The sequence below is a fragment of the bacterium genome, assembly GCA_041649255.1.
Classification (GTDB): domain Bacteria; phylum Hydrothermota; class UBA3073; order JACQXS01; family JAQTXJ01; genus JAQTXJ01.
In genome coordinates this window covers 1-25,798 of record JBAZNK010000028.1, presented here as the reverse complement: position 1 = coordinate 25,798, position 25,798 = coordinate 1, and the positions used below count along the sequence as shown (strand labels likewise).

Below are 25,798 nucleotides of genomic sequence, written 5' to 3'. Positions count from 1 at the left end.
AGGCATTCTACCAGCAAGGATAGTAGCTATTACCGAATCTGTTGACCCGCTTATTACAGAAATAGTGTTACTCTGGCAATTTGTACGATATATTTTATTTGTTTCCGGATTGACATCAATTCCCCAGAAAGAAGAGGTAAAGTTAGCATCTATTATAGCTACTACAACAGAATCATTAGAACCATTTATAACAAAAATGCTATCATTATATCTATCTGAAATATATATTTTATTAGACTTCTGGTTTATTGCCAATGCATATGGCCACATACCAACCTTTATACTATCTACTACTGAATCTGTTGAGCTGTTTATTACAAAAACATAACCAAAAATATCATCGGTAACATATGCTTTATTGGTTACTGTATTGATAGCAACACCTGAAAGTCCACCATTAATGTTTATTTCCTTTATAACTGAATCATTTGCCCCATCTATTACATAGACACTACCTGTACTTGTAAGATATATTTTATTAGTATTTGAATCTACATCAATACCTTTGGGGTTAGCGCCAACTGCTACAGTCGCTATTACCGAGTTGGTAACGCCATCGATTACAGAAACAGTATTGCTGTCCTGATTTGTAACATATATTTTATTAGTTTTGGAATTGACTTTAATGTCCCACGGACATCCTCCAACCCCTATAGTTCCTACTACTGAATTGGTTGCCCCATTTATTACGGAAACAATATCGTTGTTACTATGCGCAATATATATCATATTGGTTGAGGGATTAACAGTTATTTCATAAGGACCTTCCGCAACATTTATAGTGTTTATTATTGAATCCGTTGAACCATTTATTACAGATACATTATTACTGCCTGCATTTGCAACATATATTCTATTTGTATTAGGATTTACACATGCCCCTATAGGATACGTTCCATTTCCTCCTGCCGGACCGAGTGGTATAATCCCTACCGGCACAACTTGTGCAAAACTGAGGTTTGAAAATAAGCCTATCATAAATATTCCGATTAATAGCTTTTTCATAGTTTTCTCCTATCTCATTAGTATGAGTTTCTTTGTTGCTTTGAAATCTCCGGCATTAAGTTTTGCGAAATAAATCCCCTTAGCAATTTTATAGCTATTTATATTGATTGTATGATCCCCTGCTTTTTGAGTCCCTGAATACATAGTTTGGACTAATCTACCGGATATGTCATATAGGGTTAAACTTACAGTTGCTTTCTCGGGCAATCCATATTTAATAATGCTATTGCCAAAAGATGGATTGGGATAAATCGATAAGTTTGTCTTTATGTTTTCTATTTTTTTCTCTTCTATGCCAAATTTTAGTGAATCAGTAAGAAATGGCTGATAACAAACTATTCCCATTGTAGAGTTGTCATAGAAATCATAGATTTTCGCATTGATAGTATTAGTGTCTACTGTTCCCCAATAATTATAACGAGCATCTATATCAAAGGAATCGCTGTTAGACACCGCATATCCGGTTGCGTAGATGTTGTTACTATCAATAAAAGCACTGTCTGTTTTGATGTATATAGCACAAAAAGTGGTATCAATTATAATATTATATTTGATTTTAGGAAAACCACAAGAATATATTCCTCCTCCGAATTTAGCATGATTATTCACTATAGTATTTTCTTCAATCGTAACATTTGCTCTTTCTAAATATATTCCTCCCCCATAATCTCGAGCCGAGTCATTAATTATAATATTATCTCTAAGAATAATATTTCCAGCATTAAGCCACACACCTCCTCCATCCCAGTGAGCAGAGTTATGATTAATAGTATTTCTAAGAATAGTAGAGGCACTGTAATCAGAAAATATCCCTCCCCCAAGCCAATTTGAATAATTGTTAATTATACTATTTTCTACAACAATAGGGGTTCCATATAATAAGCGCATTCCTCCTCCACACTGAGAACAAGAATTATTAGCTATACTGTTTTTTACAATAATAGGAGAACCACAGTACGAATATATTCCACCACCACTTTTAGCATAATTATCAGTTATAATACAAGATTCTATTACAGGTGAAGAGTTTAGACAACAAATTCCTCCTCCAAAACCATTAGGGTGACCATCACCCGACGCGTTTCCACCAGTTATTTTAAATCCTTTTATTAAAGCACCTGAAGAATCTGAGTTGCCAAAATCACAGTAAATTACATGATATGCAGTATCTGTTCCAGTAGAGTTTAGACCGTTTAAAGTAACACTGTCTGGATTTGGACTGAATAAGATGATACTATCTTTCATAGTTATACCCAAAGAATCTATATCCCGCACATAATAAATCCCCTTATGCACCATCACTGTATCATAGGTCGAAGACACATTTATTGAATCCTGTATCCCTTGAGCTCCGTTCGATTCGTATACATGTCTTTGGATTGCTATAAGAGGTGAACTTATAATAAGAAAAAGACTTAATGCTCTAAGATATTTATACATTTGTATTTCCAAAATATTTAATAGTTTATCGCATTAAAACCAACTTCTTCATTTCTTTATAATTCCCCGCACTCAGTCTCACAAAATACACTCCCGCCCTTAATTCCTTTGCGTTGAGGGTTGTATTATAACTCCCCGTCGTTTTCTCTCCATTTATAAGTGTTTTTACACAACTTCCAGAAATGTCGTAAACGCTTAATACAACTTGAGTTCTAACGGGTATGAAATATTTGATAATTGTTGATTTAATAAACGGGTTTTGAGAGATTTCAAGTGAAGCGACATCCCGCACTGGCGATAAATTTTCTTCTATTCCTACATAACCTAATGAGTCAGTCTTTATAAGATATACATTTGCAGAATCCGGCGTGCCTGTACCGAAAGAGTACGTATATCCTGCAACTATATAACCTTTATCCGCAGTTTGTTGAACTGCATTAGCGCAATCCCCGTCAGTCCCACCAAAAGTCCGTGTCCATAATGTATCTCCCGTTGAATTAATCTTTATAAGCCATACATCATAACCGCCTGCCCCATAAGAACCGGTCTCGCCTGCTATTATATATCCGTTATCAATGGTCTGTTGAATTGAATTTCCATATTCAGTGCCGGTTCCACCATAAGCTCTCGTCCACAAAGTATCTCCTGCTGAATTTGTTTTTATAATATAAGCATTAAAACAAGTTGGAGTACCTACACCGTAAGAGCTTGTTATCCCTGCAACTATATAGCCGTTATCCGTCGTTTGTTGGACTGAATAACTTCCATCAGTGCTCGTCCCTCCATAAACTCTTGTCCATAAACTATCACCACTCGAATTCGTTTTTATAAGATAAACATTAGTCCCTCCTATACCGTAGGAGTTTGTATATCCCGCAACTATATAACCGCCATCACTAGTCTGCTGAACTGAATAACTTCCATCGTTGTTATTCCCGCCATAAGCCCTTGTCCATAAAGTATCTCCCATTGAGTTTGTTTTTACGAGATAAACATTGGTATATATTGGAGCACCTGCACCGTAAGAGCCTGTCATTCCTGAAATTATATAACCGCTGTCTTTTGTTTGCTGGACTGCGTAGCCTCCGTCATTGCCGGTTCCACCATATGTTCTTGTCCACATTGTATCGCCTGTCGAATTTGTTTTTACAAGATAAAAATCTCCTGCTCCTGCACCATATGAGTATGTCCATCCCGCAACTATATAACCGCCATCATTAGTCTGCTGAACCGACCGGCCATAATCTCCATTATTCCCCCCATAAATCCGTTTCCATAAGGTGTCTCCCGAGGAATTTGTCTTTATAAGGTAAACATCCGGGCCACTTGTGCCGTATGACCATGTTCCTCCTGCAACTATATACCCGTTGTCGGTAGTTTGTTGAACTGAATTGCCGCCATCATCTTTATTCCCACCATAAGTTTTTGTCCATCCTGCATTTACGGGATTGGCTGTAATTAAACCCATTCCCATCAAAACCCAAACTCCTAAATTTTTATTCATAATCCCTCCTTGTTTTTACCTTATAACCGTAATCTTCCTTGTTGTTTTGGATGTACCAGCTGTCAGTCTCACAAAATAGACTCCTGTTTTTAGTTCTTTTGCGTTCAGACGAATACTATAATTCCCCGTCTCTTTTTCTCCGTTAACTAATGTCTTCACACAACTCCCGGAAAGGTCGTAAATACTCAATAAAACCTTCGTTTCAATAGGGATTGAATAACTAACAATCGTATTTTTAATAACTGGATTTTGACTTACACTGAGCGTAGTCGAAGGGGTTTTGATATTTGAGTATTCTTCTATGCCTTCACAAGAATACTTTATTGTCGCATAGTCATATCCAGTGCCTGAACCTATGCTCAATCCTGTCACATACACATATCCATTCCCGTCCAATGCAATTGCATTTGCACAATCACCGCCATTTCCTGGTCCGTTATATCTTTGTGCCCACATTGCATCACCTGATGAATTATATTTTATTGTCGCATAGTCATAAGCAGTGCCAGAACCGTAACTTTGTCCTGTCACATACACATTTCCATCCGTATCTAATGAAATTGCATTTGCATAATCATTAGCATTTTCATTATATCTTCGTGCCCACATTGTATCACCTGATGAGTCATATTTTATTGTCACATAGTCATAATTACTTACTCCCGCCACATATACAACTCCATTCCTTTCTAATACAATTGCTCTTGCCCAATCACTGCCATTTCCCGGTCCATTATATCTTCGTGTCCACATTGTATCGCCCAATGAATTGTACTTTATTGTCGCACAGTCCTCGCAACTCCGTCCTGTCACATACACATTCCCATTACTATCTACTGCAATTGCAATTGCCTCATTATCATCTCCCAACCCATATATTCGTGCCCACATTGTATCACCCGATGAATCATACTTTATTGTCGCATATTTATAAGCGACTGAACACCAACCGTATCCTGTCACATAGGCATTCCCATTCCCATCCACTGCAATTGCGGTGGCGTAATCACAGCTATTCCCCGGCCCATTATATCTTCTTATCCACATTGTATCGCCTAACGAATTATACTTTATTGTGGCGTAGTCATACCCAGTGCCTGAATCAATGCTATTTCCTGTTACATAGATATTCCCATTCCCGTCCAATGCAATTGCAATTGCCTCATCATCACCATTCCCCGTTCCATTATATCTTCGTGTCCACATTGTATCACCTGACGAATTGTATTTTATCGTTACATAGTCTTCATCAGTGCCTGAACCATAACTATATCCTGTTACATAGATATTCCCATTCTTATCTAATGCGATTGCACTTGCCTTATCGTCGCTATTAGCCGGTCCGTTATATCTCCTGACCCACATTGTATCACCTGATGAATTATATTTTATTGTCGCATAGTCATAATTAGTGCCTAAACCGTAACTTCTTCCTGTCACATACACATTACCATCCGTGTCTAATGCAATTGCAGTTGCCCCATCAGTGCTATCACCCTGCCCATTGTATCTTGCTGCCCACTCCTGCCCAAAAATCTGTGTTGATAATATAAATCCTATTGATAGAATAAATAACTTTTTCATAGTTTTTTCCCCCCCTATTTTTATCTTATAAATGTAATTTTCTTTGTAGTTTTTAATGTACCTGCTGTCAGTCTCACAAAATATATCCCGTTTTTATGAATATTCGGTGTAAATGTATAATTTCCTTTCCCTAACGTACCTGTATAAATAACCTCTTTTATTCTGCCACACAAATCATATAATTTTATATCCGCATCCATTTTCTTCGAAATATCCAAATAAATCTTTTCTTTTATTATTTTCAATCCCGCATTCCCAAATCCGCGATCCAAAATTGAAGGTTCTTCTATCCCTTCTTTTTGTATTAAAAAGCATGAATCACTTTTACCTTCGACAATAATTCTATTTAACGAGTCCATCATTTGAACTTTTATGCGACAAGTGTTAGAATTTATAACCGGGACTTTCCAATTCCATCTCGTGCTATCCGAAGATAAATCTTTTACAAGTGTATCAGTATAAGTGCTATCATTGTTGGTAGAATATAGAAGTCTGTAGCAGGAAATTCTTGCTCCGACGGATGTCCACATTATAGGATAAATGGAATCGCCAACCCATTTCTCCCCTCCGTTTGGGGAGACTACGGTAATGCTTGGTGCTACAATAGTGAAATTACTGTCACTCTGGTCGAAAATAGAAATATTATACGTACTCGCCATCTTTATCTTATAGTCTGTCCCGGGTGTCATCCCCCCCCGGTACCCACCAGCTGTATGTACCAGTATTTGCAGCGTTACTTGCTATAATGAACTTGAATGCCCCGCCTCTATAAAGTTCTATTTTTATGTTTCCCGTCACTCCTTCACTCGCCCATGTTATGGGATAAGGATTTCCTCTGACCCAGTTCTCTCCTCCATTTGGGGAAAGTATGGTAAAACTGTCTGCGATTGCGTTGGTGAATAACAAAAATAGCACAAGACAACTAATGTATTTTTTCATTATTTCCCTCTTAAATTTATTTCATCAAAATTAACTTCTTTGTTAGTTTATGTATATCTGTTGTTAGTCTCACAAAATATATTCCTGTTTTTAGTTCTTTTGCGTTTAGGGTACTACTATAACTCCCCGCTGCTTTCTCTCCGTCTACTAATGTTTTAACACAACTGCCGGAAATATCGTAAACACTTAATATCACTCGAGTTCTAACGGGGATGAAATACTTTATAACTGTAGATTTAACAAACGGATTCTTAGTTATTTGGAGCGTAGCAACATCCCGCCCTGACAACGGGGTATTCTCCTCCACTCCTACATTCCCTAAGGAATCTGTTTTAATGAGATAGACATCTTCATTGCCTGCACCAAAAGAGTATGTAGAACCTACGATGATAAAACCACCGTCTGCCGTTTGTTGGACTGAACTACCTCCGTCAAGTGTATCCCCACCAAAAGTTCTCGTCCACAAAGTATCCCCCGAAGAATTAGTTTTGATTAGCCATACATCGCCGTTGCCAGTCTTGTAAGAACCTGTCCATCCGATAACTCCAGTCAGGATATACCCACTGTCTCTTGTCTGTTGAGCTGACAGAATATAGTCAACTCCAGTCTCATTGAATATTCTTGTCCAAACAGTATCGCCTGAGTTATTGGTTTTTATTAAAGATGAGTATATCTTCCACCCACTTGTACTATAAAACCATGTAAATCCTGTAATTATATATCCTCCATCTGTTGTTTGCTGAACCGAACCACCCTCATCGCAGCTATCTCCTCCAAATGTTTTTGTCCATAAGGAATTTCCTGCCGAGTCAGTTTTTATTAACCACATATCACTGATGCCAGCCCCATAAGAGTATGTTAATCCTCCTACGATATATCCACCATCGATTGTCTGCCGGACTGAACGTCCCTCATCCCGTCCAGTGCCTCCGAATGTTCTTGTCCATAATGTATCTCCAATAGAATCTGTTTTTATAAGCCATACATCACTATTACCAGCCCCATAAGAACCTGTTTGTCCGGCTATGATATACCCTTTATCTTTTGTTTGCTGAACTGACCTGCCAGCATCAAACATGCTTCCTCCGAATCTTCTTGTCCATAATGTGTCTCCCATTGAGTTAGTTTTTATAAGCCACGCATTTCCGTAATCACTACTGTCAAGATGTGTTGTCCCGGCTACGATATATCCCCCATCTTCTGTCTGCTGTACTGAACTGCCTTCATCATAATCAGTCCCGCCATAAGTTTTTGTCCAAACTGTATTTCCTAAACTATCTGTTTTTATTAGCCATGCGTTACACTCTGTCATTCCACACATAATATATCCCTTATCAGAAGTCTGTTGAACAGAACCGCAATAATCATCGCCCGTTCCGCCGAAAGTTTTAGTCCAAGTGTTTGCATATAATTGTGTGCAGTAGGGAAATAGAAAAGCAAAAGCAATTAATATAAGATATTTTTTCATAGTTTGACTCCTACTTTTATTTCATCAACAAGTATCTTTACACTTAAATATTCTTAAAACTTATCTTTGTCAATCTTTAATCACCACTTTTTTCATTCCCTCTATAAAATCAAAAAATTGAGGGTGAAATTCCTGTGCAAAATTTGGGGTAAAGATTTACGAAAATCTCTCCTGTAAATTTCGAGAAAATTGAGTGATAAAAATTTCTGCCAAATTTCTTACATAAATTGGTCAAAATTCATCAAAATTCATCAAAACAAAATCGTCAAAAAAAAGGTGATTTCGTTAGAATTAACAAGGGGTTTGCTTGAATTTACTGGGGGTTACGAAAATGCCCGGATCCGCTTAGCAATCGTTTGCCTTAAGCCGCTCGGCCATCTCTCCATTACTTTATTTATAAGGCCTTACAGCCTTTTTCCAAATTGCAAAAACCCATTTCTTCCGTTTTTCTTCCAAAATCTTTCCAGTTTTTCTCCAAAATTCTTCCATTTTTATAACGCATTTTCATTTTATTATTATGAAATTTATACTAAATAATTTACTTGTCAAGAAAAGTCATAAAAACAGGGATTCAATAACTGTCCCTGTTTTACACATATACTGCATATTATGGCGTAATTTGCAGTTTCTTTACCGCATCTCCGAGGTATCCATTGCAGAGATGTGCATATCTGAGTGTCATTTTAATCGAGGCATGTCCCAGCAATTCCTTGATAGTCGTTAAGTTCGCTCCTGACATTGCCATATGACTTGCGAACGAATGCCTACATCCATGAAAAGTAAAGTCTTTTATCCCGGCTTTATTAACTGCTCTCTCGAATAATATCCGGAAATTCTGCACCTTAAATACTTTATCATTAGTTTTCTGCAAGCCATCAAAGACTTTGTATACAGCATCATTAATAGGAATCATCCGTTTCGTATTGGATTTGCTCTGCTGAATGCTTATGAATCTATTTTGTAAATCTACGTCCTGCCATTTCAAGTTAAATATTTCACCTTTTCTCATGCCGGAGTTCAAGGCAACGATTATTATCGGTTTTATTTCTTCGGCACAGTTATCAAGCAATAGAACTATTTCTTCGCGTGTAAGGTATCTAGTGCGTCCCGGTGGTTCTTTAAATAATTTAACCTTAGAACACGGGTTAGTTTTTATATACTCATAGTCAATTGCTTTATTAAAAAAATGCCGAAGGTAAGATAATCCCCTGTTGCACGTGGAATTACTGACAGCGCTTGCTCTTTGATTTTTAAATCTTTCTATCATGGCAATAGAAATCTGATCTAGCCGTATCCCATTAAATGCCTTCGCTGCATCTTTTTTGAGACATTGTAGTTTGCCAACATAATGCGTCCTACTATCTTGATTCTTACATGATTCAAGATAAGTATCCACAAAATCCTCAAATAGTGGCGCTTTACGTTTAGTCCCTGGCCATTTCCCCTCATCCATTTCTACTTGTATTTTCCTATACATTTGCTCTGCTTTTTCTTTGGATAAAGATACTATCCGTTTCACTCTCTTGCCTGATGCCGAGTCAACATAATCTATGCCATATCTGACGCCGGATTTATTTACTATTTTATAAACACCTTTCATTAAAACCTCCCTGATATTGGTATCTGAGGGTGGTTTGCAAGGTTTCGAGGTAGTAACTTGTTGTGAATTTAAACCTTGATTTTCCTTCCTCAATTTTCTTATACCACAATCAGAAAGGGGTTTGCCGTCACATGAAGGCATCTTATCTTTCCACTCCAATATCTTGGAAACTTCAAATTTTACGAGACGACCAATCTTGACAAAAGGAATGGTCTTGTAGTGTGTATATGAATAAACCGTAGATTTTTTTATACCCAATAGATCTGCTACTTGTTCTATGTTTAGCAAATTGTTGAGCTTTACAGATTCCTGATTTAACACAGTTCCCCCGCATTTTTATACGTTTTCCCCTTAATAAGGAGAAAAAATATTTCTAATGAATCACCACGCCCCATTTTGGGGGACGGGCAATTACAAGCCAAATAAAATACGAGAGAAGCTCTCGTTATCGCCCGTAAACACAGAGCTTTATGTTACGATAACGTAACAACTACTAACTTATTAATTTGTTTCGGTCGTTCTGATTTCCTTACATGGCATATCTTACCTATGCCAACAAATCTGAACTCCAGATAATGCATTATCTGCCTTTGTATAAACCAGCTTTCTGCAAGCCAGATATAGCACTTTTCATTATTTCATCCCATCCCTTAAATTTACTTGTTATTCTTTCTAACAGCTGTTTTTCCGAGAGGGTCAGTTTATTTAAAATCTCAGCGAGACGCTTATAGTTTTCCGTGTCATCCGCATAAAGCTCCATGTTACCTATGATTCGGTCAACCAGTTGTTCCTCCGGTATTTGTCTGATTGCTTCTCGCTCCTCGATAATTTGTATATGTCTATCGAAACGATGTTCGACAGATAATACGGTCGGAGAAGAATCTTCACTTTTATATATCTCTTTCATTTCTTTAATCGTTTCGATTATTGCCTCATGAACATGCGGTCCTTTTTCAGAAGATTGAATTTTATATAATGCCCATTTGCATCTTACAGAAAGACTGGAGTTTTTAATGCAATCTATTGCTTTTTCTTTTATCTCACGTTTCATTTGGTCCCAAGAAGAAGACAAATCATTTGGATTAATTACAATCCCTTTGCCTTGCAATACTTCTATTAAAGCGGGCTTTACGTTTTCTTCATAACAGTAATATAAGCTTCCCCTAGCTTTCGCATCTCTTTGGCAATGTTCAATCACACCCGCAAACTCCTGTGATGTTATGAAAAATTGGTTTTTCTTTTGGTCATAAATAAGTCCAAAAATAGAGGCAAACCGCCTTGAGTGTTCAGCACAAGACTTCATATACTCCCGTAGTTTCCCCCTAAAAGCTTCATCCTTTCCAACACAAAGTGCAGCCTCTTCGTCTACAAAAAGGATTGCGGGGCCTATCGAATCCATAAAACCTTGTGAGGTGCTACCGTCGATTAGGTCTGTTAAACCAGCATCAAAAACACGTTGTAGTCCTTTAATTTTTCTTGCATTGCCGGATAAAATGTCTATGTCGGCACCTGCAGTAATCCATTTATCGCGGATTTCAGGTGGGAATGCCATATATGCGTGTAATTGTCTTATTGAAAGTTTCGATATTGTCGCACTGTCAGACACTGCATTTTCAGCAGCTTCTGCATAAAGTATGGAATTGCCCACGAAATCTTTGCCGATATTGAATTCTTTTGCTAGTTCTCGTTGGGTCCAACCATTTTTCTTCAAAACATCCTGAAACATTTTGCCCAACTTTACCTTATTGTTCTCTCCACCTAGGTTCCTCTTGTATGTCTGTCGCATCGATTCAGTCTCGTCGATGTCAACGATTTCGCAAAGGACCTCTGTATAGCCAAGTTCCTTTACGGCAGTGAACTCATGTTCCCCGTCCACAATCGTATAGTGTTGTTCATCTGTTTTCCTAACGACGATTGGTTTCGATGGACTTCCTCTGTGCTCTATTTCCTTCTTGAGTTCTTCGAAACTCTCTTCTGACATATCATTCGGGTTATAACTGTTTGGAATGATTTGTCCCAACGGCAACATTTCTAACTTCTTCATCGCTCCCTCCCTTGGGCCATATAGCCCGGTTGTACTAATTTGTTTGTTGCTCCGGCGTTTATTTTTCCCGAAGTCTCCCATCTATTATGCATTAAACATCACCTCCTTTTTTATGTATTTGATTTTCATTTCAAAAAGCGCCTCCTGTCGGATCAATAGTATAAATAGTTGGACTGTTTTGTACTTCGTCACACATAGTCTCGGGATTATATTCCTCTTGGACTATGGCCTCAACTGTTTTCCTAAGCCACGCACCCTGATTTTTTATTCTTCGCTTTTGCCTCTCCACACGAAGCGCATGAATCCCATACCGTATATTACTAATTTGAAATTGATTCATAAAATCTGTGGGACTCCGGAAACCAAGCTTTTTTAATATATTCATAATTTTATCCCAATTATAGTAAGAAGGATCTTCTGGGAGGTATACATCATAATTGTTGGGGGGAAGGGTTGGGTTGGGGGGCTTGACATTAACATTCGCATCATCATCATTTGCAAATTCAGCTCCCCTTCTTTCTTCTGTTTTCCCATGATGTTTAAAAGAGGTAGTTTCTGTAGATGATGATGATGTATGTTCTGTAATAGGATTTTGCTCTTTAGGTAAAATGGAGTTTACTGTTTGGGTAGAATGGACTTTACTGTTTAGGTAAAATTCATTTTCTTGGATATATGAATTTACATTAGAAAGCAATACATCTTTATGCAAGAAAATTCCAACATTTGGTACCCCATTAAATTTAATTAATCTGCATTCTAACAAGTCCAGTTTTTTTAAGATTTTTATGGCTCTATCGTATTGCTTATCGGAAATATAGCATTCATTAAACCAATCTGTTCTTTTTTTGACCAACCAAAACTTTCCGTCTCTTTGCACCCTCAATTTTGTACCTCCACTTTTTGAAGGAGAATACCAAGATACGATTTGAGATAATAATATCCCGGCCACTAAATCATCATTTGTGATTTTTACGAATATTTTCTGAACCCATACGCCTTCTTTCAGGGCATTTATTTCTTCTATCAAAGAAAACATAAAACACCTCCCGTAAAAAATACCAAGTATCCTTCCACCAAATAATAGTTTTTCATTGCTTCTGTCCTCAAAATTAAATTTTATGCTGCCTTAAACTCGCTCAGAGCATTTATGACCGCATCAATAATCTTTTCTTTTTCGCCATGAATAGTACCAATCTTCAGCTGCTTATTTATGAACATTTCAACCTTGGTTTTCAATTTTTCATCCGGTGATTGGAGCTTTTGGGTTACTTTGATTTTGCTTATCGTTTGTTTGCTAACATTATATTCATCGGCAAGTTCCTGTTGATCCTCGCCTCTTTTTAATGCCTCACGGATTTCTGCTTTCTGCTCCGGGCTTAACTTTGTTCGCAGATCTGCCGGTTTTTGACCACTATTATTAGTGGAGTCAGTCTTTTCGCTGTTATCTTCGGTTGCTACTGCTATTTCCGGAGTATTCGTGTTGGTTGACATTTCTTTTTTTTCTTGTTCGTTTTTAGATTCTATCTGCCCCTCTTTTTCTATTTGCGAAACTCTGGGTTGGCTTAATCCAATAGTTTTTCCTGTTTCTTTCTGAGTAAATCCGATATCTCTTAATGCTTTTACAATTTCTGGGTTTTTCTTCTCCAGTTGTTTTTTGTCTTCTACCGACAGTTGTCGGCGTGCAAGATTAAGTGCTAATCCAAGTTTTATCGCGTCTGCTTCATTTTCAATGTTTGCCGTAGCTATTGGACAGTGTTCCCCCCTCTCTTCCATAATTTGGTATCGATGCCAGCCATCGATAATCTCATTTTTTTCTTCCCAAACCAAAATGGGGTTTTTTAATCCAAACATTTCGATGCTTCTTCTAAGATCATCGAGTTCCTCTGATGTTAACGGCCTAATTAAATCTTGTAATTTTTCCATCTGCTTCAATTCTGCCATTTTTCCCCCTTTTTCAAAACCCTTGACAAGCGATTCTTCGGGTTTACTTTTTTTTGTTATATTAATTCTAAAACTTCAACGATTGCGTTTAACCACCCGCGATAATAGGAATCTCGATTGACGGGATCTTCATCTGTTTCGTATTCAGCTATATTCTCCTCTACTTCGTCGATTCGAATGTCTTCCGTATATCCTTCTCTTACTATTTCTGCCTGCTTATTGTAAATAAGTAGCTCTTCGTATCCTGTTCCCTCTGCAAATGCCTTGCCATCTTTTTCTCCACGCTTGTAGCTGTTTTCAGCAAACTGTTTCCTTTCCGTCCGTAGCCTTTTTATAGTCTTTTCCGAAATAACCTTTTGTTTATCCATATCTTCCTCCTTTTTCATCCGAAAAATCGCTTGTCTCTTTTTTTTTCATTTAATAATTATTATGAGCTTATCCTATAGGGAAAATCACTTCCTTGTAATAAGAGGAACTAAAAAAAATCAATAAAAAAATAAAACTCGTAGAATATTATGTATATGGGGTTTACAGGAAAACTTATTAAAGTGGAATAGGTGAGGAAATTTTCCTTAGTAGGTGGGGAAGTTTATTTTATTAGGATAAAAGATTTTCTCTATGTGGGTAAATTTTGGTTCTTTTTTTTGCTTCTTTTTAATGAAAATTTTCTCCACGCGAGTGAATTTTGGTTCTCTTTTTTGCTTCTTCGTAATCAGGGATATCTACTATGAATTGCTCTCTTAACAGAGTTGTTCTTACTTGTTCTCTCTTTTCAGATTTTTGAAATTCAAAATATTTTATTATCTTCCGGGCATTAAGCCAGTCTTTTATAGAGCTAATACGCCTAGAAAACCAATAAGGATTTTTTGAATTGTCGTAATGTAACTCCGATTCAAGAGTTTCGGCATCAATCCATTCATTTACTTTGAATTTTCCATCCAAAACAAGATGAAGGAAACGGAACGTCCTGGGTCCAAGGGGGCAAGTTTTTTCTTCTTCTCCTCTACCAGGAAAGATAACAAGTTCGGCAAAAAAGCTTTTGTGAGGACGACTTTTAGGTCTTAACTGGAGCTTAAAAATAAGTTCTTTTTTTGTTTCTTTTTCAGTAGTTATTTTTTGCATATAATAATTTAATACTTTGAGTATATTTTGAAAATAATCTTTACCTGTAATTTTAGGCAAGAAAATAATATACCCTTTTCCGCGCTTTATAGCACAAGATACTATCATCCCTCTTCCATCTATTACGGCTATTTGCTTTACTTCACTTTCTTTCTCTGTATCTATTGTTCGGTAAGCTATCATTTTCTGGGGGTTAAATCCCGAAATATCGGAGGATATTATCTTTATCTCTGATGTAGGTTTTAATAATATATGTGAATTAATATCTAATGTCTTAAGAATTTCTTCCGGGGTTCTATGCCCATGATCAAAAACGGAGGTGTTTTCAGGAAGACTCTCAAGTATATTTGTCTCCGAATGCTCCATACTTGGGTGGCAAACAAATTTAGGCATAGTAGGAAGGTCACTTATACCATTTCCATCCAATAATACAATAACATTGCCATCGTCTAACCATACAGGAATATTATCAAGAAATCTTTCCCACTTCGTATTTTCTCTTTCTTGTTTCATTTCCTGTCTCGCATCTTCTATTTTCTTTTCCATATCAAAATCAAAATCTGGAACAACAAACCTGTGCGATGGAACAACAACTATTGGCTCTAATTTGGGTTCTGTTGTGTCTTCTTTTAATTGTAAATCTATTATTAAACCTGAATAATCAAGTAAGGAAATATCCGCTACAGAATAATAAAAAGATTTAATATCATTTATATTTTCATCTGCCCGAATTTTTTTACTTGCGTTATCATTACATATCCTATTTGAGAATATCAATATTTTGTTCATGATATGATTAGGATGTAGGGAAGCTTTGTTTAAGGTTGATTTTAAGCACTTTCTGGATTTTGACTTGGTTCGGTTTAGTCGGCTCATTTTTTATAACAAAGTGCTACTTAACTTTTTGAAGATAATATAGAATACATTAGAAGTCAAATGAAAATAAATAATGTGATTTGAAAAACAACCTGCGCTGGCAAATGCGCCAGAAAAAAAGTCAAAAAAAACTTTCTTGACTTCTTGTATTCATATAATATAGTCAACTTGGCAGGACATAACATGCTTAAAGTGGGCGTTGCTTACTTTAAGTATTGTCGTTTGAAGTTGTAGATAGTTTTAACTATGAATTTGGCAAAGCTTCTTTGCCATGCAGTTAAGTTATAGCTTCTTGTGGTGTCCTGCCTTTTTTCTAAAAAACAATTTGACTTTTCTGACAATCGTATTTAACTTGAAGAAGTCTGTATTTATCGTTCTTTGAAACCTAAAATGTAAATTATCGCTTACTTGTTTAAAGCCCTTGGAAAGCCAAGTAAGTCCCCGATAATTCGGGGGTGTGCTGTTACCCTTTAGTCTTTCCAAGGGTAGTCATAATTTCGGTTATGGCTGGGTAATGGTGTGCCCCTTTTTTATTTGCCGGGGGCAATAAAGTTGAGAAGGATATATCTTTCTCACTATACTTCTTATGCCATATTTTTTGTGGCATTTGAGATAGGGAGGATTTAATTCAGGCGGAAGCTTGAAGGGAGGGAGAAGATGGTATTTGTTAAAACAATCCTTATCGTGATAACAATTCTCTTATGTCTAGTGTTAGGGGTGTTTATTGCGAATAGAAAAATCATAAAAACATCGGATCCAGAGTGGTTTAAGAAAGCAATAAGTTATTATAAAGATAAAGAAAATTTTCTTATGAAAGATGATGCCAAATTAGGAGTAAAAGAATCTGATCTAACTTCAGGACTTTCTTTAATAAAAAAAGCTAAACAGGTAGGCATTTCATGGAAGAAAATATGTGCTGTTCTTACAGGGCTAGGTTTGTGTCTTATAGGTCTTGTGTTAATTGGGGCTGCTATTCTTGACCAAGAGCCTACTAGTCGATTAGCCATCTTACTGGCTGGTGGTGTTGTACTAATTGCAACGGGAGGATTAACTATATTAAGGGTTTTAGGACTTACGTGGAAAGTTAATGCTGGAAAAAATGGATTTCTCATCGAGCCTGTGCGTGAGTAAAAAGTACCTCTTTTTATTTGCAGGCAAGGAAGAGAGATGGCAGGAATAAAAATAAAGAAGAGATAATTGGTACAAACGTCGGAGTAGCTACTGAAGCTTAGATTAGCACTTGGGCAGAGTTCATTAGGTAAACAGCGGGCACTGTCCCTGACGTCATAATGGAAGGAATATATGAATTTTTTTCAAAGAGTTGGAAAAACATTAACTAATCTTGAGGCAATAGCTGCTGAAGGTAGAAAAATAATTGAAGAAAAACAATATCGTGCATTAATATATAAACAATTACAAGAAGAACTACATAAAAGTGTTTTGGCAAATGTTAAAGGATTATTTATACAAATTGGTATCATTATTATCGCTTTACTTATCTCTAAACATTCTAATAATCTATGGCCATTCAGGATTACTATATGGTTAATTATTTTATGGAGTATTTGCAACAGCCTTCGTGGATTACATGCGGGATTTAAACTCTGGGAAGAATATCAACAATGGAGACCGATACTAGACTGTTTTGAAGTGAGCATCGGGGGAATTGTATTTAGTGTTATATCTTTAGTTATACTTTTGTTTTCCTTGAATTTTTTTAAAGGGACTCTTATTTATCCCGAAATAAAAGATACTAAATACTTACTGTTTAATACATATAGTCTTCCAGAATATAAAACAAATATATCTATGGATACGACAAACACATCTATCGTTAGAACAAAAATAGATACTTCAAAAATAAGTATCTCTGCCACTAGTGACACTGTATCAAAAAGACAACCTGTAAAATTAGCGGAGCCTGTTACGAATAATAAATCTTTAACGCTGGGGACACATTCTCTTGAGGGGGTAGCCATAGAAAGAATTAAAATAGGAGGAAATATAAACATGATAACTCTAATAATACTTCTGATAGCAAGTATACTTATAACTATAGTCGTTACCACTAAAGTTGTGGTAATAAAATGCCGACAAGAATTACAGCAAAAAAATGCTTTGTTAAAACAAAAAATGGATTCTATGAAAACGACCGACTTATTCTGGTGCACACCTGAAACCAATCCAATAAATCCAATACACGAACCAGGGCTATTGGTTGGATACTATGGGATATTTATACCGGAACAAGACATAAATGCAATTAAACTTTTAGGAAAAACAATTGATATCAACAAACACAAAATATGCAGGGCGGGGGATATGGGAATAAAAATAGATGATGAACTCCCAATACCATATATTTTTATCGATATAGCAAAAGGAAGAGGGTATTTCAACGTAACTGAATTATCGGAGATAATAAATAAAGGATAATATGAGCGAAAATCAAAAAAAAGGTTTTGGGATACAGCCGTAGACTTTATTAGAGGAGGAGAAGATGAAAACATTATTTAACTTATCAGTAATAGCATTGTTGCTATTACCTAACATTGTATTTGGAGGAGGAGATTTCCAAATATGTACTGCAAATAAAGACCAGGAATATCCAAGGGTAGTGTTGGGAAGTTCTAATTACTTAGTAACATGGATAGACCATAGAGCAGGGGACGGGATTGGCTATGCTAAAATTTATGGACAGCTTGTATCTCAAAGCGGAGGACTAGTTGGCAATGAATTTATTATAGGCGATTCAATAAACCAGCAGTGGCATAGTTGTGATATAGCATATGGGAACAATAAATACCTTGTGGTGTGGGCAAAAGGTCCTTTCGTTACCGTTAACACTAGGGCAGTAGGACAGTTAATTAATACAAATGGAACTCTTTCTGGAAGCGCATTTTTAATATTTGAGGGGGCGACGGAGGCAGTAGTAGCTTCTGATGGTACAAACTTTCTTGCAGTTTCAGGCAATTGCGGCCAAAGAATCTCATCAACAGGAAGCTTGATGGGAGATACAATTAGTCTCCCGGGAATAAATGATCAATGTGATATGGTATATGATGGTTCGAATTATCTTATTGTATATAGAAGTTATAATTCTTCTAATGATATTTATGGTCAACGTGTATCTTCCGGAGGATTATTGGTAGGGAATCAAATTTCTATTTGTATAAATAGTTTCTCACAAGATTATCCAAGAGTTGCCAAAGGGAGTGCAAATTGTATGGTTGTATGGTGGGACAATAGGGGAAGTCACGAGGCGGCTTATGGACAACTTATATCTTCAAGTGGCAGCTTAATAGGAAATAATTTTAGAATTTCCAACAGTAATCTAAGTTACGATATTTTTTTACCGGTCGTAGCAGAGTACGGAGCAAATTATATAGTAGCATGGTATTATTTCTGCGGGTACGTCTATGGACAAAAAATTACAAGTGGAGGAGTGTTGCAAGACACTAATTATCTAATAACCAACAATGGGGGAGCTTATCTTCAAATCAGTGGGAACAGTACAAATAATCTTATGGCCTGGGATACCGACTTTGGAACAGGAACAGATAATGACATATATGGAACGGTTGATCTATCTTTTCACGGAATAGAAGAAAAAGCAAGTTTATACAAACCTGAAATCCAGATTTTACCAAATCCTCTTCGCAATTCAACAACAATCGGATATAGTATTTCAGAAAATACAAATGTTTCTATATCTATTTATGACATTTCGGGGAAATTAATAAAGGTATTGCTTGATAAAAATGTAGAGCCCGGTAATTATACTATGCGTTGGGATGTTAATAATGGACTGGATAGGAAGTTATCATCGGGTATTTATTTTATCAAATTTGTTGCCGGTAATTACAAAACCACAAAAAAACTTACACTAATTAAATAAAAATTAACACAGCGGGCAAGGCTCTTAATCCCCACCCGCTGTTGTTTTTGTCAAATCATCTTAGAAAGCACGTCCCGCACTTCTTTGGATTGTCCACATAACCAGAGTCGTTCAAGCAGTTCATCCTTTAATTCCCTCAATCGTAGTTCCTCTTTCTCAATATCAATATCGGATTTGCCTCGTAGTGCCACTTCTTTTCCAAGTTTATCTCCCTGAAAGATACCTCTTTCCCACTGGCTCAACTCATGATAGCCGTGAGTAAATCCCAATTTTCCTTTTACCTGTTCTTCCAATCCATCCTGAGTATTCTTTAGTTTCAGAATCTCTTGCACTATTTTATCAAGTCCCCATTCTGAAATTATCTGTTTCTTAAGCTCTGTTGTTGCTTCAGCGTGCTCTTTTTTGAACTTTGCGACTGCTCTGTCATATTTTGAAAGCAGTATCTTCTCTGCCTTTTCACGAAGTTTTACCGTAACATCGTTATTATCACCGTTTTTCATCTCTCCTCCTTTTTACATTAATTTTTCAATCTTCAAAGATATCCAACTGTCTTTGCCTATTATCACGTGGTCTAACACAGGAATATTCAATATTTCCCCTGCCGCTATGATTTGTTTTGTAATTTCTTTATCGGAACTGCTTGGTCCTGGATCTCCGCTTGGATGGTTGTGCGCAAGAATTATGCTTGCCGAGTTTGCCAGAATAGCAGGTTTGAAGACTTCTCTCGGATGCACCATACTCGCATTCAAAGTTCCAATGCTAACCGTGTTAATACACAGCACCCTATTCTTACAATCCAAACAGAGAACCACAAAATATTCCCTATCTTTTTTGCGAAGGTCTAAAAGTAATTCCCATACAGTTTGTGGGGTTTTTATAGAAGGTCCTAATTTTTCACTTGTTTCTCGCACCATCTGAATTTGAACTTCCAATCCCTTGTACATGCCCATACCTCCTGTGATGGCCAGGTAACTGGCTACCAATTCCCAGTCTTTACCGTGCTTTATCTTCTTTTAAGAAGAATGGCGTGCAGAACCTGATAAGTAAATTACACAGATAATAAGCCCGTTAGGACAGTAAGACGGTCTGGCATAATCTTTTTATCCGTCTCTCTTTAACGCCAGGACCTGCCCCCGTTATTATGCTTTTAAAATTACTAACTGTAAAAGAGATATAATCGTTCCCATAATGATACCTGCGGTTATTATCACCGATGTTGGAAATGCCGAATCCAGAAGTTTACATACAACTCCCGGATTTTGTTTCTCTGCATTCTGCCGGATAATTTCCGACAGGTTTATCTCATCTATAACTGTTTTTACAAGCTCTTGCAATTTGTCCACATTACCCAAACCCTCCGTGATTTCCGATACCTCTCTATACCATCTCCTGCAAAAGAATTTCGCAAACCCAGGAATGCTTTCATTAACACTTAGCTGTAATTCCTGTCCTAATGGGACAAGACCTTCAACTATTTGATTTACCGGTAATAGTTTTTTCAGCATCTTTCCCATGCTTTCTGCCGTTATTTGTTTCAACAACAGTTGACTAAACACTACTTTGCATAATACCCATAAGATTAAAATACATACAAGCGGGTTGATTACGAAAAGCCATATATAATGGTTATTCATCTCCCCTCCTAAAATTTAATATAACGTCTACTCCGTTCTTTTATTTTTTCCTGTTCGTCTTCTGAAAAACAGAACTTACGGGTAAGCTGGCTCAATGCACCTTCTATCATTTGAACATCTTCTAAATGCCGGTGTTTTTCTGCTTCCAAAAATATTGATAGCGAAATTCCTTCGGGTCTTGTTAATTCATCATCTTGAGCTTTCATCCCCCCTCCCTATCCTGCCGTTCGGACAGAATTTGCAAGCATTTTTTAAGCACATAGTTCTTGGAATCCCTGGACTCCTCCTCTCGCAGCATCTCCTGCCTCAAGCGAGATTCTCGTATCCATTTCATAAGTAGGTCGGCTGTTTCCAGAGTTAAAACGATTATCGTTATCCAAAGTGGTCCTTTGGGAAATTTTATTCTCATTGTGCCACCTGCCTTTTATGGTCAAATCTTGTAGTCGTTTTTTGCTCTGATAAAAGTAACAGCTTTTCATAAATCCTGGGATCAAGATTTTCTAACTCTTTTGTATTTACCTTTAGGTAATTATTGGGATTGTTTATCTTGTATTCCGCAAGCACTTGTATTACTTTATCTATCGGGAACACGTCCGAGCTTGCAGGATAAAAGTCAAATACCATGTCATTTACGGTTACCGCTCCTTGCTTGGCTACCATGGCTTTTAGCGTTTCTTTTTCCCTTTTTAGTAGGGCTTCAAGGACAAGCACCTGACTTGCCACTTCTTTCGGAGTTGAGGTCTTAGGGTGTACAGGACAAGTATCTATATATGAACACCATTTACAATAAGAATTCGGTTTTGGGTCAAACTTGTTTTCATCTATCGCTTTGCTAATGGTTTTCATTTTTTGTCCAAGAAATTGTTCCGTAAGTTGAATATCCTCCAGATTCCGCTCAGTCTCGACCAATTGTCCGTATCTTATAAAATCCAATCTGCAAATAAAACGCTTGAGTGTGGGGTATTTTTTGTGTGCCAACATCGCGTAGGACGATAGTTGCAGGTTATTATCAATTTCAGTTTGAGAAATTATTTTCCGAGAACTCTTGTAGTCCGTGATAAGTCCAGTGGTTTCATTCACTTGCAACAAATCAATAATTCCCCGAAAGTTGTATTTATCAATAGGTTTCTCTATATTTTCTTCAATGCCGACAATTGTTTCCACATCCAGATTGTGGTGTGTTACAACAAATGTCTCAATGATTTCCGTAACTTCCTTGAGGATGTCGATATTCCCCACGCTTGCTACTCCTTCACCGATAATTGAATTCAAACTCCTTTTATGCCCGTTTGTAAGATTCTCCGTGTAAATCTGAATTGCTTTGTGTGCAGCGCTGCCAACTTGTGCCTCTTTTCCGGACACATCGGGAATGTGTTCAACATATTTTCTCTTCCATGCAAGGCTACATTGGTCAAATAAATTAATTCTGGATACGCTGAAAGGTTCTGTTACCATAGTAGTTTTCCTCCTTTCCGTATAAAATGTTTGGGGCTACCGAATCCTCAAGCAGCCCCTTTTGTAGTAATAATCGTGGTTATACGGCAGCTGATTGCAACTCTTCTATGAAATCGCTTACATCCGCACAGGATATGTTATCAGTAATATCTGATGTGCCAAACCTTTCTTCAAGCCGTTGGACGATCTCATCCTTCGTTAAATTTTCGTTATACAACATGGCCCAGACTTTTTTTGATTGTTTCTCTGTGCAGAGTTTTTCTTCCCCATCACCTTGTGAACTTCGACCTGTTCTGCCGGAACTCTGTCTTGTCCCCTGTCCTGGTTTCCCGCTACCTGTTGGAGTAGGAGTTTTAGGGGGTTCTTTTGGCGTAGGGTTTGTAGGAGAAGTCTTCAGCTGTTCTGATATTTGCTTATCCAGTAACTGGAACAGTTGAGTACTGACTTCTGTAACATCTTTCTGTGCGGTAATTGCTCCACCGATTGTCAAATCAGCCCTTATATTCTCAAAATCTCCCGTCTTTACGGTGCGCCCGAAGTGGACTTCCAAAGAATCCAATCTAAATCCTTCTATGATATTCATCTCTCCTCCCTTTGTTAAATTTTGTTGATATTATTGGTAGATAATTTATATATGTGATAGTGTGACTTCTTTTAATTTACGGGGTAATTCCGCAATCCTATCCACATATATTGATTTATCAAAATGCAGTTTCAATTCAAAAACGCTACTGCCTTTTATGCCTACGCAAATTACTTCAATTCTGTATTCTTCTGCATACTGAAGTAAGTCATCTATGTCGAAAGTGCCGTTCAAATCACCGTCTGTCAAAATAATGACAAGTTTTTTGTGTGCTTGTGTTTCTTTCGCCAATCGTAAACATTCCTTCAATGCCAAGGCGAAATTCGTTCCTCCTTGTGCTTGTAACCCCATAGGTATTCTCCGTAATATGGTATCAAGAGATGCAGCTCTATTCCCTTTTATTAATTGTGGTGTATCATTAAAACCTAATAACGCTGTCTTTACCTTTGGTATAGTGGAAAGAGCTTTGTAGAGATTGCTTGCTATCTGAATTGTAGTTTCCTGTTTTTCCCCTGCCATGCTTCCAGAGCGGTCAAAGCATAGAACTATGCTGGTTTCATCTATAATTCGGGCTATTCGTTTCACTTCTCTCCTTATTCTTGGCTCTTCCGGATTGGTTTTAATCTCATGAAAATGCGAAGAATTAAATCGTATCCCTACAACTGATGGTGCCATTCTTCTTATACTTCTCTGGAATAGGATAGATCTTAGACTGTTCCTTATCTCTGACACAATAGAGTCATTTATTTGTGGACTGTAAGGTGCAGTTTCTTTTTGTTCGTGTAAATCATAGGGCTTATCAATACAGGAATGGATTCGTTCAAGGGATTCTTTAGCAATTTCCTTTTCTGCTCTTTGCATTAATTCCCTACATTTACGTAGTACACCACTTTGTTCTGCCAGTTGTTGTAGTTTCGAGGCATCGGATTTATCTAACTTCCTTCCTGCACCGGCAGACTTTGTTAATTTGTCTAATAGCTCAGGCGTAAGTTCTGGTGAAGGCTTGCCCTTCTTTTTACCTTTTTGTTTCTCTTCCTCCACCCAGTAATCCTTTATCGCTTCAAACAATTTTTTGACAAGTTTTGGTCTGTCTTTAATTTGGGATTTCCTTGCTCCCTTGGCTATTGGCTTTATCTTTTCGAAGGTATCATGAAGTGGATGACTGTCTGGCAGATTTTTTACATCCTTACCATCAAACTTTATTTTCCGTTTACGCATAAACTCTACTGAAAGCTCAATCAAAGCAGATAGTTTGTCTTTTTTTGTATTCAATGGTATAGTTGCAATATCCGGACTCTGCTGATAGGTGGTGTTCACAAGGGAAAGTGTAAACGGGACTGAACCGGGCCAAGTATTAGGCACAAAGTTAAAATCATTAGAGTCGCAAATAACATTATTTAATATGTGTGGTTTCGTAATATTATCCTCGCCTGATAACAGATGTGCAGATTCGTGATATGATAGCCCTACAACAATAGAGAAAAGCAGTTCCTTGCTTGCATTTAACACGAACTCTTCGCCAAGAAATTTTCCCAAAGTTGCATCCGATATTGGCAATCCCAATACTTGTTTCGGCTTATAAACTGCACAAGGTTGTGGCGAATCTTCGATAGGAACAGAAAGCCCAATTACTCTTTTGGTATAGTGCCTTATATAATCTGCAAGGGATAGTTTCATTGACACCTCCGTTCAACTGCAAATAGTTTTAACTGTGGGATGGATTGAGCATCAATAGATTTTCTTAGCTTGAATGCTTTCATACTTTGCTCATAAATCCAACCCCTGAGTCCATTTAGTCCCTGTTGGTTATATTCGGATAATTCGGTATCCTGTAGAAAATCAGGCAGTTCTTTCATCCCTTTCTTCCTAAATACCCTTGAGGCAAGAAACATATATGCTCTATACCATTCATCCGAAAGAGGCATCATTAGAGAAGCTGTAACAAGATATGCTAAACATTCACAGTCACCGGCTTCATTTTTTCCCATTGCTGAATAGGATACCCGTTCTTCTTTTATCGCTGTTATCATCCATTCCGGTATAGCGTCAGCCCATTGCGCTCCTCCATATAAGACTAAAGGTCTATTCGCTTCAAGAATTTCATTCCTTTCCATCATGCACCTCTTACAACAAACTCTTTCGGAATTACAATATTAACTGCCTGTCTTATCCTTTCACAAGCAAGAGAACGGATATTTATGTCCGGGATTGCATTAAGAATATGCTCTGAAAGAGCTATGATATACCTTTGCGGTTGATGTTGCCTCAAAGTTGATGTCCACAAAAAGTCCGCAATTGGGCTGTAGCCGATGTCCCAGCCAAGCGAATCGCCTTCTATTGTATCCGTAAGAGCTTTGAATATGTCAACTCCAAGTTTCCAATTTATCTGCTGGTCTATGTCAGGAATTTTCTGTTTTAGTTTTTGATATGCAGGCTTCTTGGCAATAAGCGATTTTAATATCTTTGTGATAGTCTTCGGTTCTTTACTATAATCCTGATACAAAATTACCAGTCTTCTTGATTCTGCGTTAGATAACCGTTTCATATCATCTGTGAGATAACGGTCTGAGCTCAAGGGATTTGCGGTCAAAATAAATTGCACATTGGAGAAATCTACTTTAGCTTCTGAATTTTGATACTTAGCGGATTGAATGGTATAATACCTATCCTCATCACTAAAAAGTCTGTAAAATTCACGCCGTGTT

At 37.2% G+C, this 25,798-nt stretch carries 26 protein-coding genes; 3 read left to right on the top strand and 23 right to left on the bottom strand.

The genetic code is table 11. The annotated features are described in order from the left end of the window. From WC614_13540 to WC614_13480, 13 genes are all read right to left on the bottom strand, one after another. Positions 1 to 1,005 (bottom strand): YncE family protein (locus tag WC614_13540; protein MFA5034025.1); only part of this gene is annotated, 1,005 nt, incomplete at its 3' end. Between the two features lie 9 nt (positions 1,006 to 1,014). Continuing rightward, positions 1,015 to 2,445, bottom strand: coding sequence for a T9SS type A sorting domain-containing protein (locus WC614_13535; GenBank protein MFA5034024.1), 1,431 nt, complete (start codon positions 2,443 to 2,445; stop codon positions 1,015 to 1,017). A 25-nt stretch (positions 2,446 to 2,470) separates the two neighbouring features. Further along, positions 2,471 to 3,949: a T9SS type A sorting domain-containing protein gene (locus WC614_13530; GenBank protein MFA5034023.1), complete on the bottom strand. Its 1,479-nt coding sequence runs from the start codon at positions 3,947 to 3,949 to the stop codon at positions 2,471 to 2,473. 15 nt (positions 3,950 to 3,964) lie between these two features. Further along, on the bottom strand, positions 3,965 to 5,533 hold the full coding sequence (locus WC614_13525) for an SBBP repeat-containing protein (protein MFA5034022.1): 1,569 nt from the start codon (positions 5,531 to 5,533) through the stop codon (positions 3,965 to 3,967). Positions 5,534 to 5,553: 20 nt separating this feature from the next. Then, positions 5,554 to 6,222: a T9SS type A sorting domain-containing protein gene (locus WC614_13520; GenBank protein ID MFA5034021.1), complete on the bottom strand. Its 669-nt coding sequence runs from the start codon at positions 6,220 to 6,222 to the stop codon at positions 5,554 to 5,556. After that, on the bottom strand, positions 6,200 to 6,472 hold the full coding sequence (locus WC614_13515) for a hypothetical protein (GenBank protein MFA5034020.1): 273 nt from the start codon (positions 6,470 to 6,472) through the stop codon (positions 6,200 to 6,202). The genes WC614_13520 and WC614_13515 overlap by 23 nt, the downstream gene beginning before the upstream one ends. Before the next feature lie 16 nt (positions 6,473 to 6,488). Beyond that, positions 6,489 to 7,940, bottom strand: a complete 1,452-nt coding sequence (locus WC614_13510) for a T9SS type A sorting domain-containing protein (GenBank protein ID MFA5034019.1) — start codon at positions 7,938 to 7,940, stop codon at positions 6,489 to 6,491. Between the two features lie 607 nt (positions 7,941 to 8,547). Continuing rightward, positions 8,548 to 9,861, bottom strand: coding sequence for a tyrosine-type recombinase/integrase (locus WC614_13505; GenBank protein MFA5034018.1), 1,314 nt, complete (start codon positions 9,859 to 9,861; stop codon positions 8,548 to 8,550). 259 nt (positions 9,862 to 10,120) lie between these two features. Further along, entirely contained in the window at positions 10,121 to 11,584 is a 1,464-nt protein-coding gene (locus tag WC614_13500) for a ParB/RepB/Spo0J family partition protein (GenBank protein ID MFA5034017.1), read from the bottom strand. 130 nt (positions 11,585 to 11,714) lie between these two features. Next, positions 11,715 to 12,620, bottom strand: coding sequence for a hypothetical protein (locus WC614_13495; GenBank protein MFA5034016.1), 906 nt, complete (start codon positions 12,618 to 12,620; stop codon positions 11,715 to 11,717). Between the two features lie 80 nt (positions 12,621 to 12,700). Then, positions 12,701 to 13,525, bottom strand: a complete 825-nt coding sequence (locus WC614_13490; protein MFA5034015.1) for a ParB N-terminal domain-containing protein — start codon at positions 13,523 to 13,525, stop codon at positions 12,701 to 12,703. A 56-nt stretch (positions 13,526 to 13,581) separates the two neighbouring features. Next, entirely contained in the window at positions 13,582 to 13,893 is a 312-nt protein-coding gene (locus tag WC614_13485; GenBank protein ID MFA5034014.1) for a hypothetical protein, read from the bottom strand. Between the two features lie 286 nt (positions 13,894 to 14,179). After that, a complete protein-coding gene (locus WC614_13480) occupies positions 14,180 to 15,436 on the bottom strand; it encodes a hypothetical protein (protein ID MFA5034013.1) in 1,257 nt (418 codons plus the stop codon). 744 nt (positions 15,437 to 16,180) lie between these two features. Here WC614_13480 and WC614_13475 point away from each other — a divergent pair. From WC614_13475 to WC614_13465, 3 genes are all read left to right on the top strand, one after another. Beyond that, a complete protein-coding gene (locus WC614_13475) occupies positions 16,181 to 16,654 on the top strand; it encodes a hypothetical protein (protein MFA5034012.1) in 474 nt (157 codons plus the stop codon). A gap of 171 nt (positions 16,655 to 16,825) precedes the next feature. Next, on the top strand, positions 16,826 to 17,959 hold the full coding sequence (locus WC614_13470; protein MFA5034011.1) for a hypothetical protein: 1,134 nt from the start codon (positions 16,826 to 16,828) through the stop codon (positions 17,957 to 17,959). A 64-nt stretch (positions 17,960 to 18,023) separates the two neighbouring features. After that, the gene (locus WC614_13465) at positions 18,024 to 19,421 is read left to right on the top strand and encodes a T9SS type A sorting domain-containing protein (GenBank protein ID MFA5034010.1); all 1,398 of its coding nucleotides are present in this window, start codon (positions 18,024 to 18,026) and stop codon (positions 19,419 to 19,421) included. Positions 19,422 to 19,471: 50 nt separating this feature from the next. Here WC614_13465 and WC614_13460 read toward each other — a convergent pair whose 3' ends face one another. The 10 genes from WC614_13460 to WC614_13415 form a co-directional block, all read right to left on the bottom strand. Beyond that, complete coding sequence (locus WC614_13460) at positions 19,472 to 19,921, bottom strand: hypothetical protein (protein MFA5034009.1); 450 nt, start codon at positions 19,919 to 19,921, stop codon at positions 19,472 to 19,474. Positions 19,922 to 19,933: 12 nt separating this feature from the next. Continuing rightward, positions 19,934 to 20,371 (bottom strand): DNA repair protein RadC, encoded by a 438-nt coding sequence (gene radC, locus WC614_13455; protein ID MFA5034008.1) that lies wholly within the window; start codon positions 20,369 to 20,371, stop codon positions 19,934 to 19,936. A gap of 189 nt (positions 20,372 to 20,560) precedes the next feature. Then, entirely contained in the window at positions 20,561 to 21,055 is a 495-nt protein-coding gene (locus WC614_13450; protein MFA5034007.1) for a hypothetical protein, read from the bottom strand. A gap of 8 nt (positions 21,056 to 21,063) precedes the next feature. Continuing rightward, positions 21,064 to 21,261 (bottom strand): hypothetical protein, encoded by a 198-nt coding sequence (locus tag WC614_13445; GenBank protein ID MFA5034006.1) that lies wholly within the window; start codon positions 21,259 to 21,261, stop codon positions 21,064 to 21,066. A gap of 45 nt (positions 21,262 to 21,306) precedes the next feature. Then, positions 21,307 to 21,435 carry a hypothetical protein gene (locus WC614_13440; GenBank protein MFA5034005.1) on the bottom strand — a complete coding sequence of 43 codons (129 nt, stop codon included), beginning with the start codon at positions 21,433 to 21,435 and terminating at the stop codon, positions 21,307 to 21,309. A gap of 25 nt (positions 21,436 to 21,460) precedes the next feature. Further along, the gene (locus WC614_13435; GenBank protein ID MFA5034004.1) at positions 21,461 to 22,510 is read right to left on the bottom strand and encodes a PD-(D/E)XK nuclease family protein; all 1,050 of its coding nucleotides are present in this window, start codon (positions 22,508 to 22,510) and stop codon (positions 21,461 to 21,463) included. A gap of 79 nt (positions 22,511 to 22,589) precedes the next feature. Next, the gene (locus tag WC614_13430) at positions 22,590 to 23,093 is read right to left on the bottom strand and encodes a hypothetical protein (protein ID MFA5034003.1); all 504 of its coding nucleotides are present in this window, start codon (positions 23,091 to 23,093) and stop codon (positions 22,590 to 22,592) included. Positions 23,094 to 23,138: 45 nt separating this feature from the next. Next, the gene (locus WC614_13425) at positions 23,139 to 24,770 is read right to left on the bottom strand and encodes a vWA domain-containing protein (protein ID MFA5034002.1); all 1,632 of its coding nucleotides are present in this window, start codon (positions 24,768 to 24,770) and stop codon (positions 23,139 to 23,141) included. After that, positions 24,767 to 25,210, bottom strand: coding sequence for a hypothetical protein (locus tag WC614_13420; GenBank protein ID MFA5034001.1), 444 nt, complete (start codon positions 25,208 to 25,210; stop codon positions 24,767 to 24,769). Before WC614_13420 ends, WC614_13425 begins: the two co-directional genes overlap by 4 nt. Beyond that, the coding region (locus WC614_13415; GenBank protein ID MFA5034000.1) for a hypothetical protein at positions 25,207 to 25,798 on the bottom strand (592 nt) is incomplete at its 5' end. The genes WC614_13420 and WC614_13415, both read right to left, overlap by 4 nt.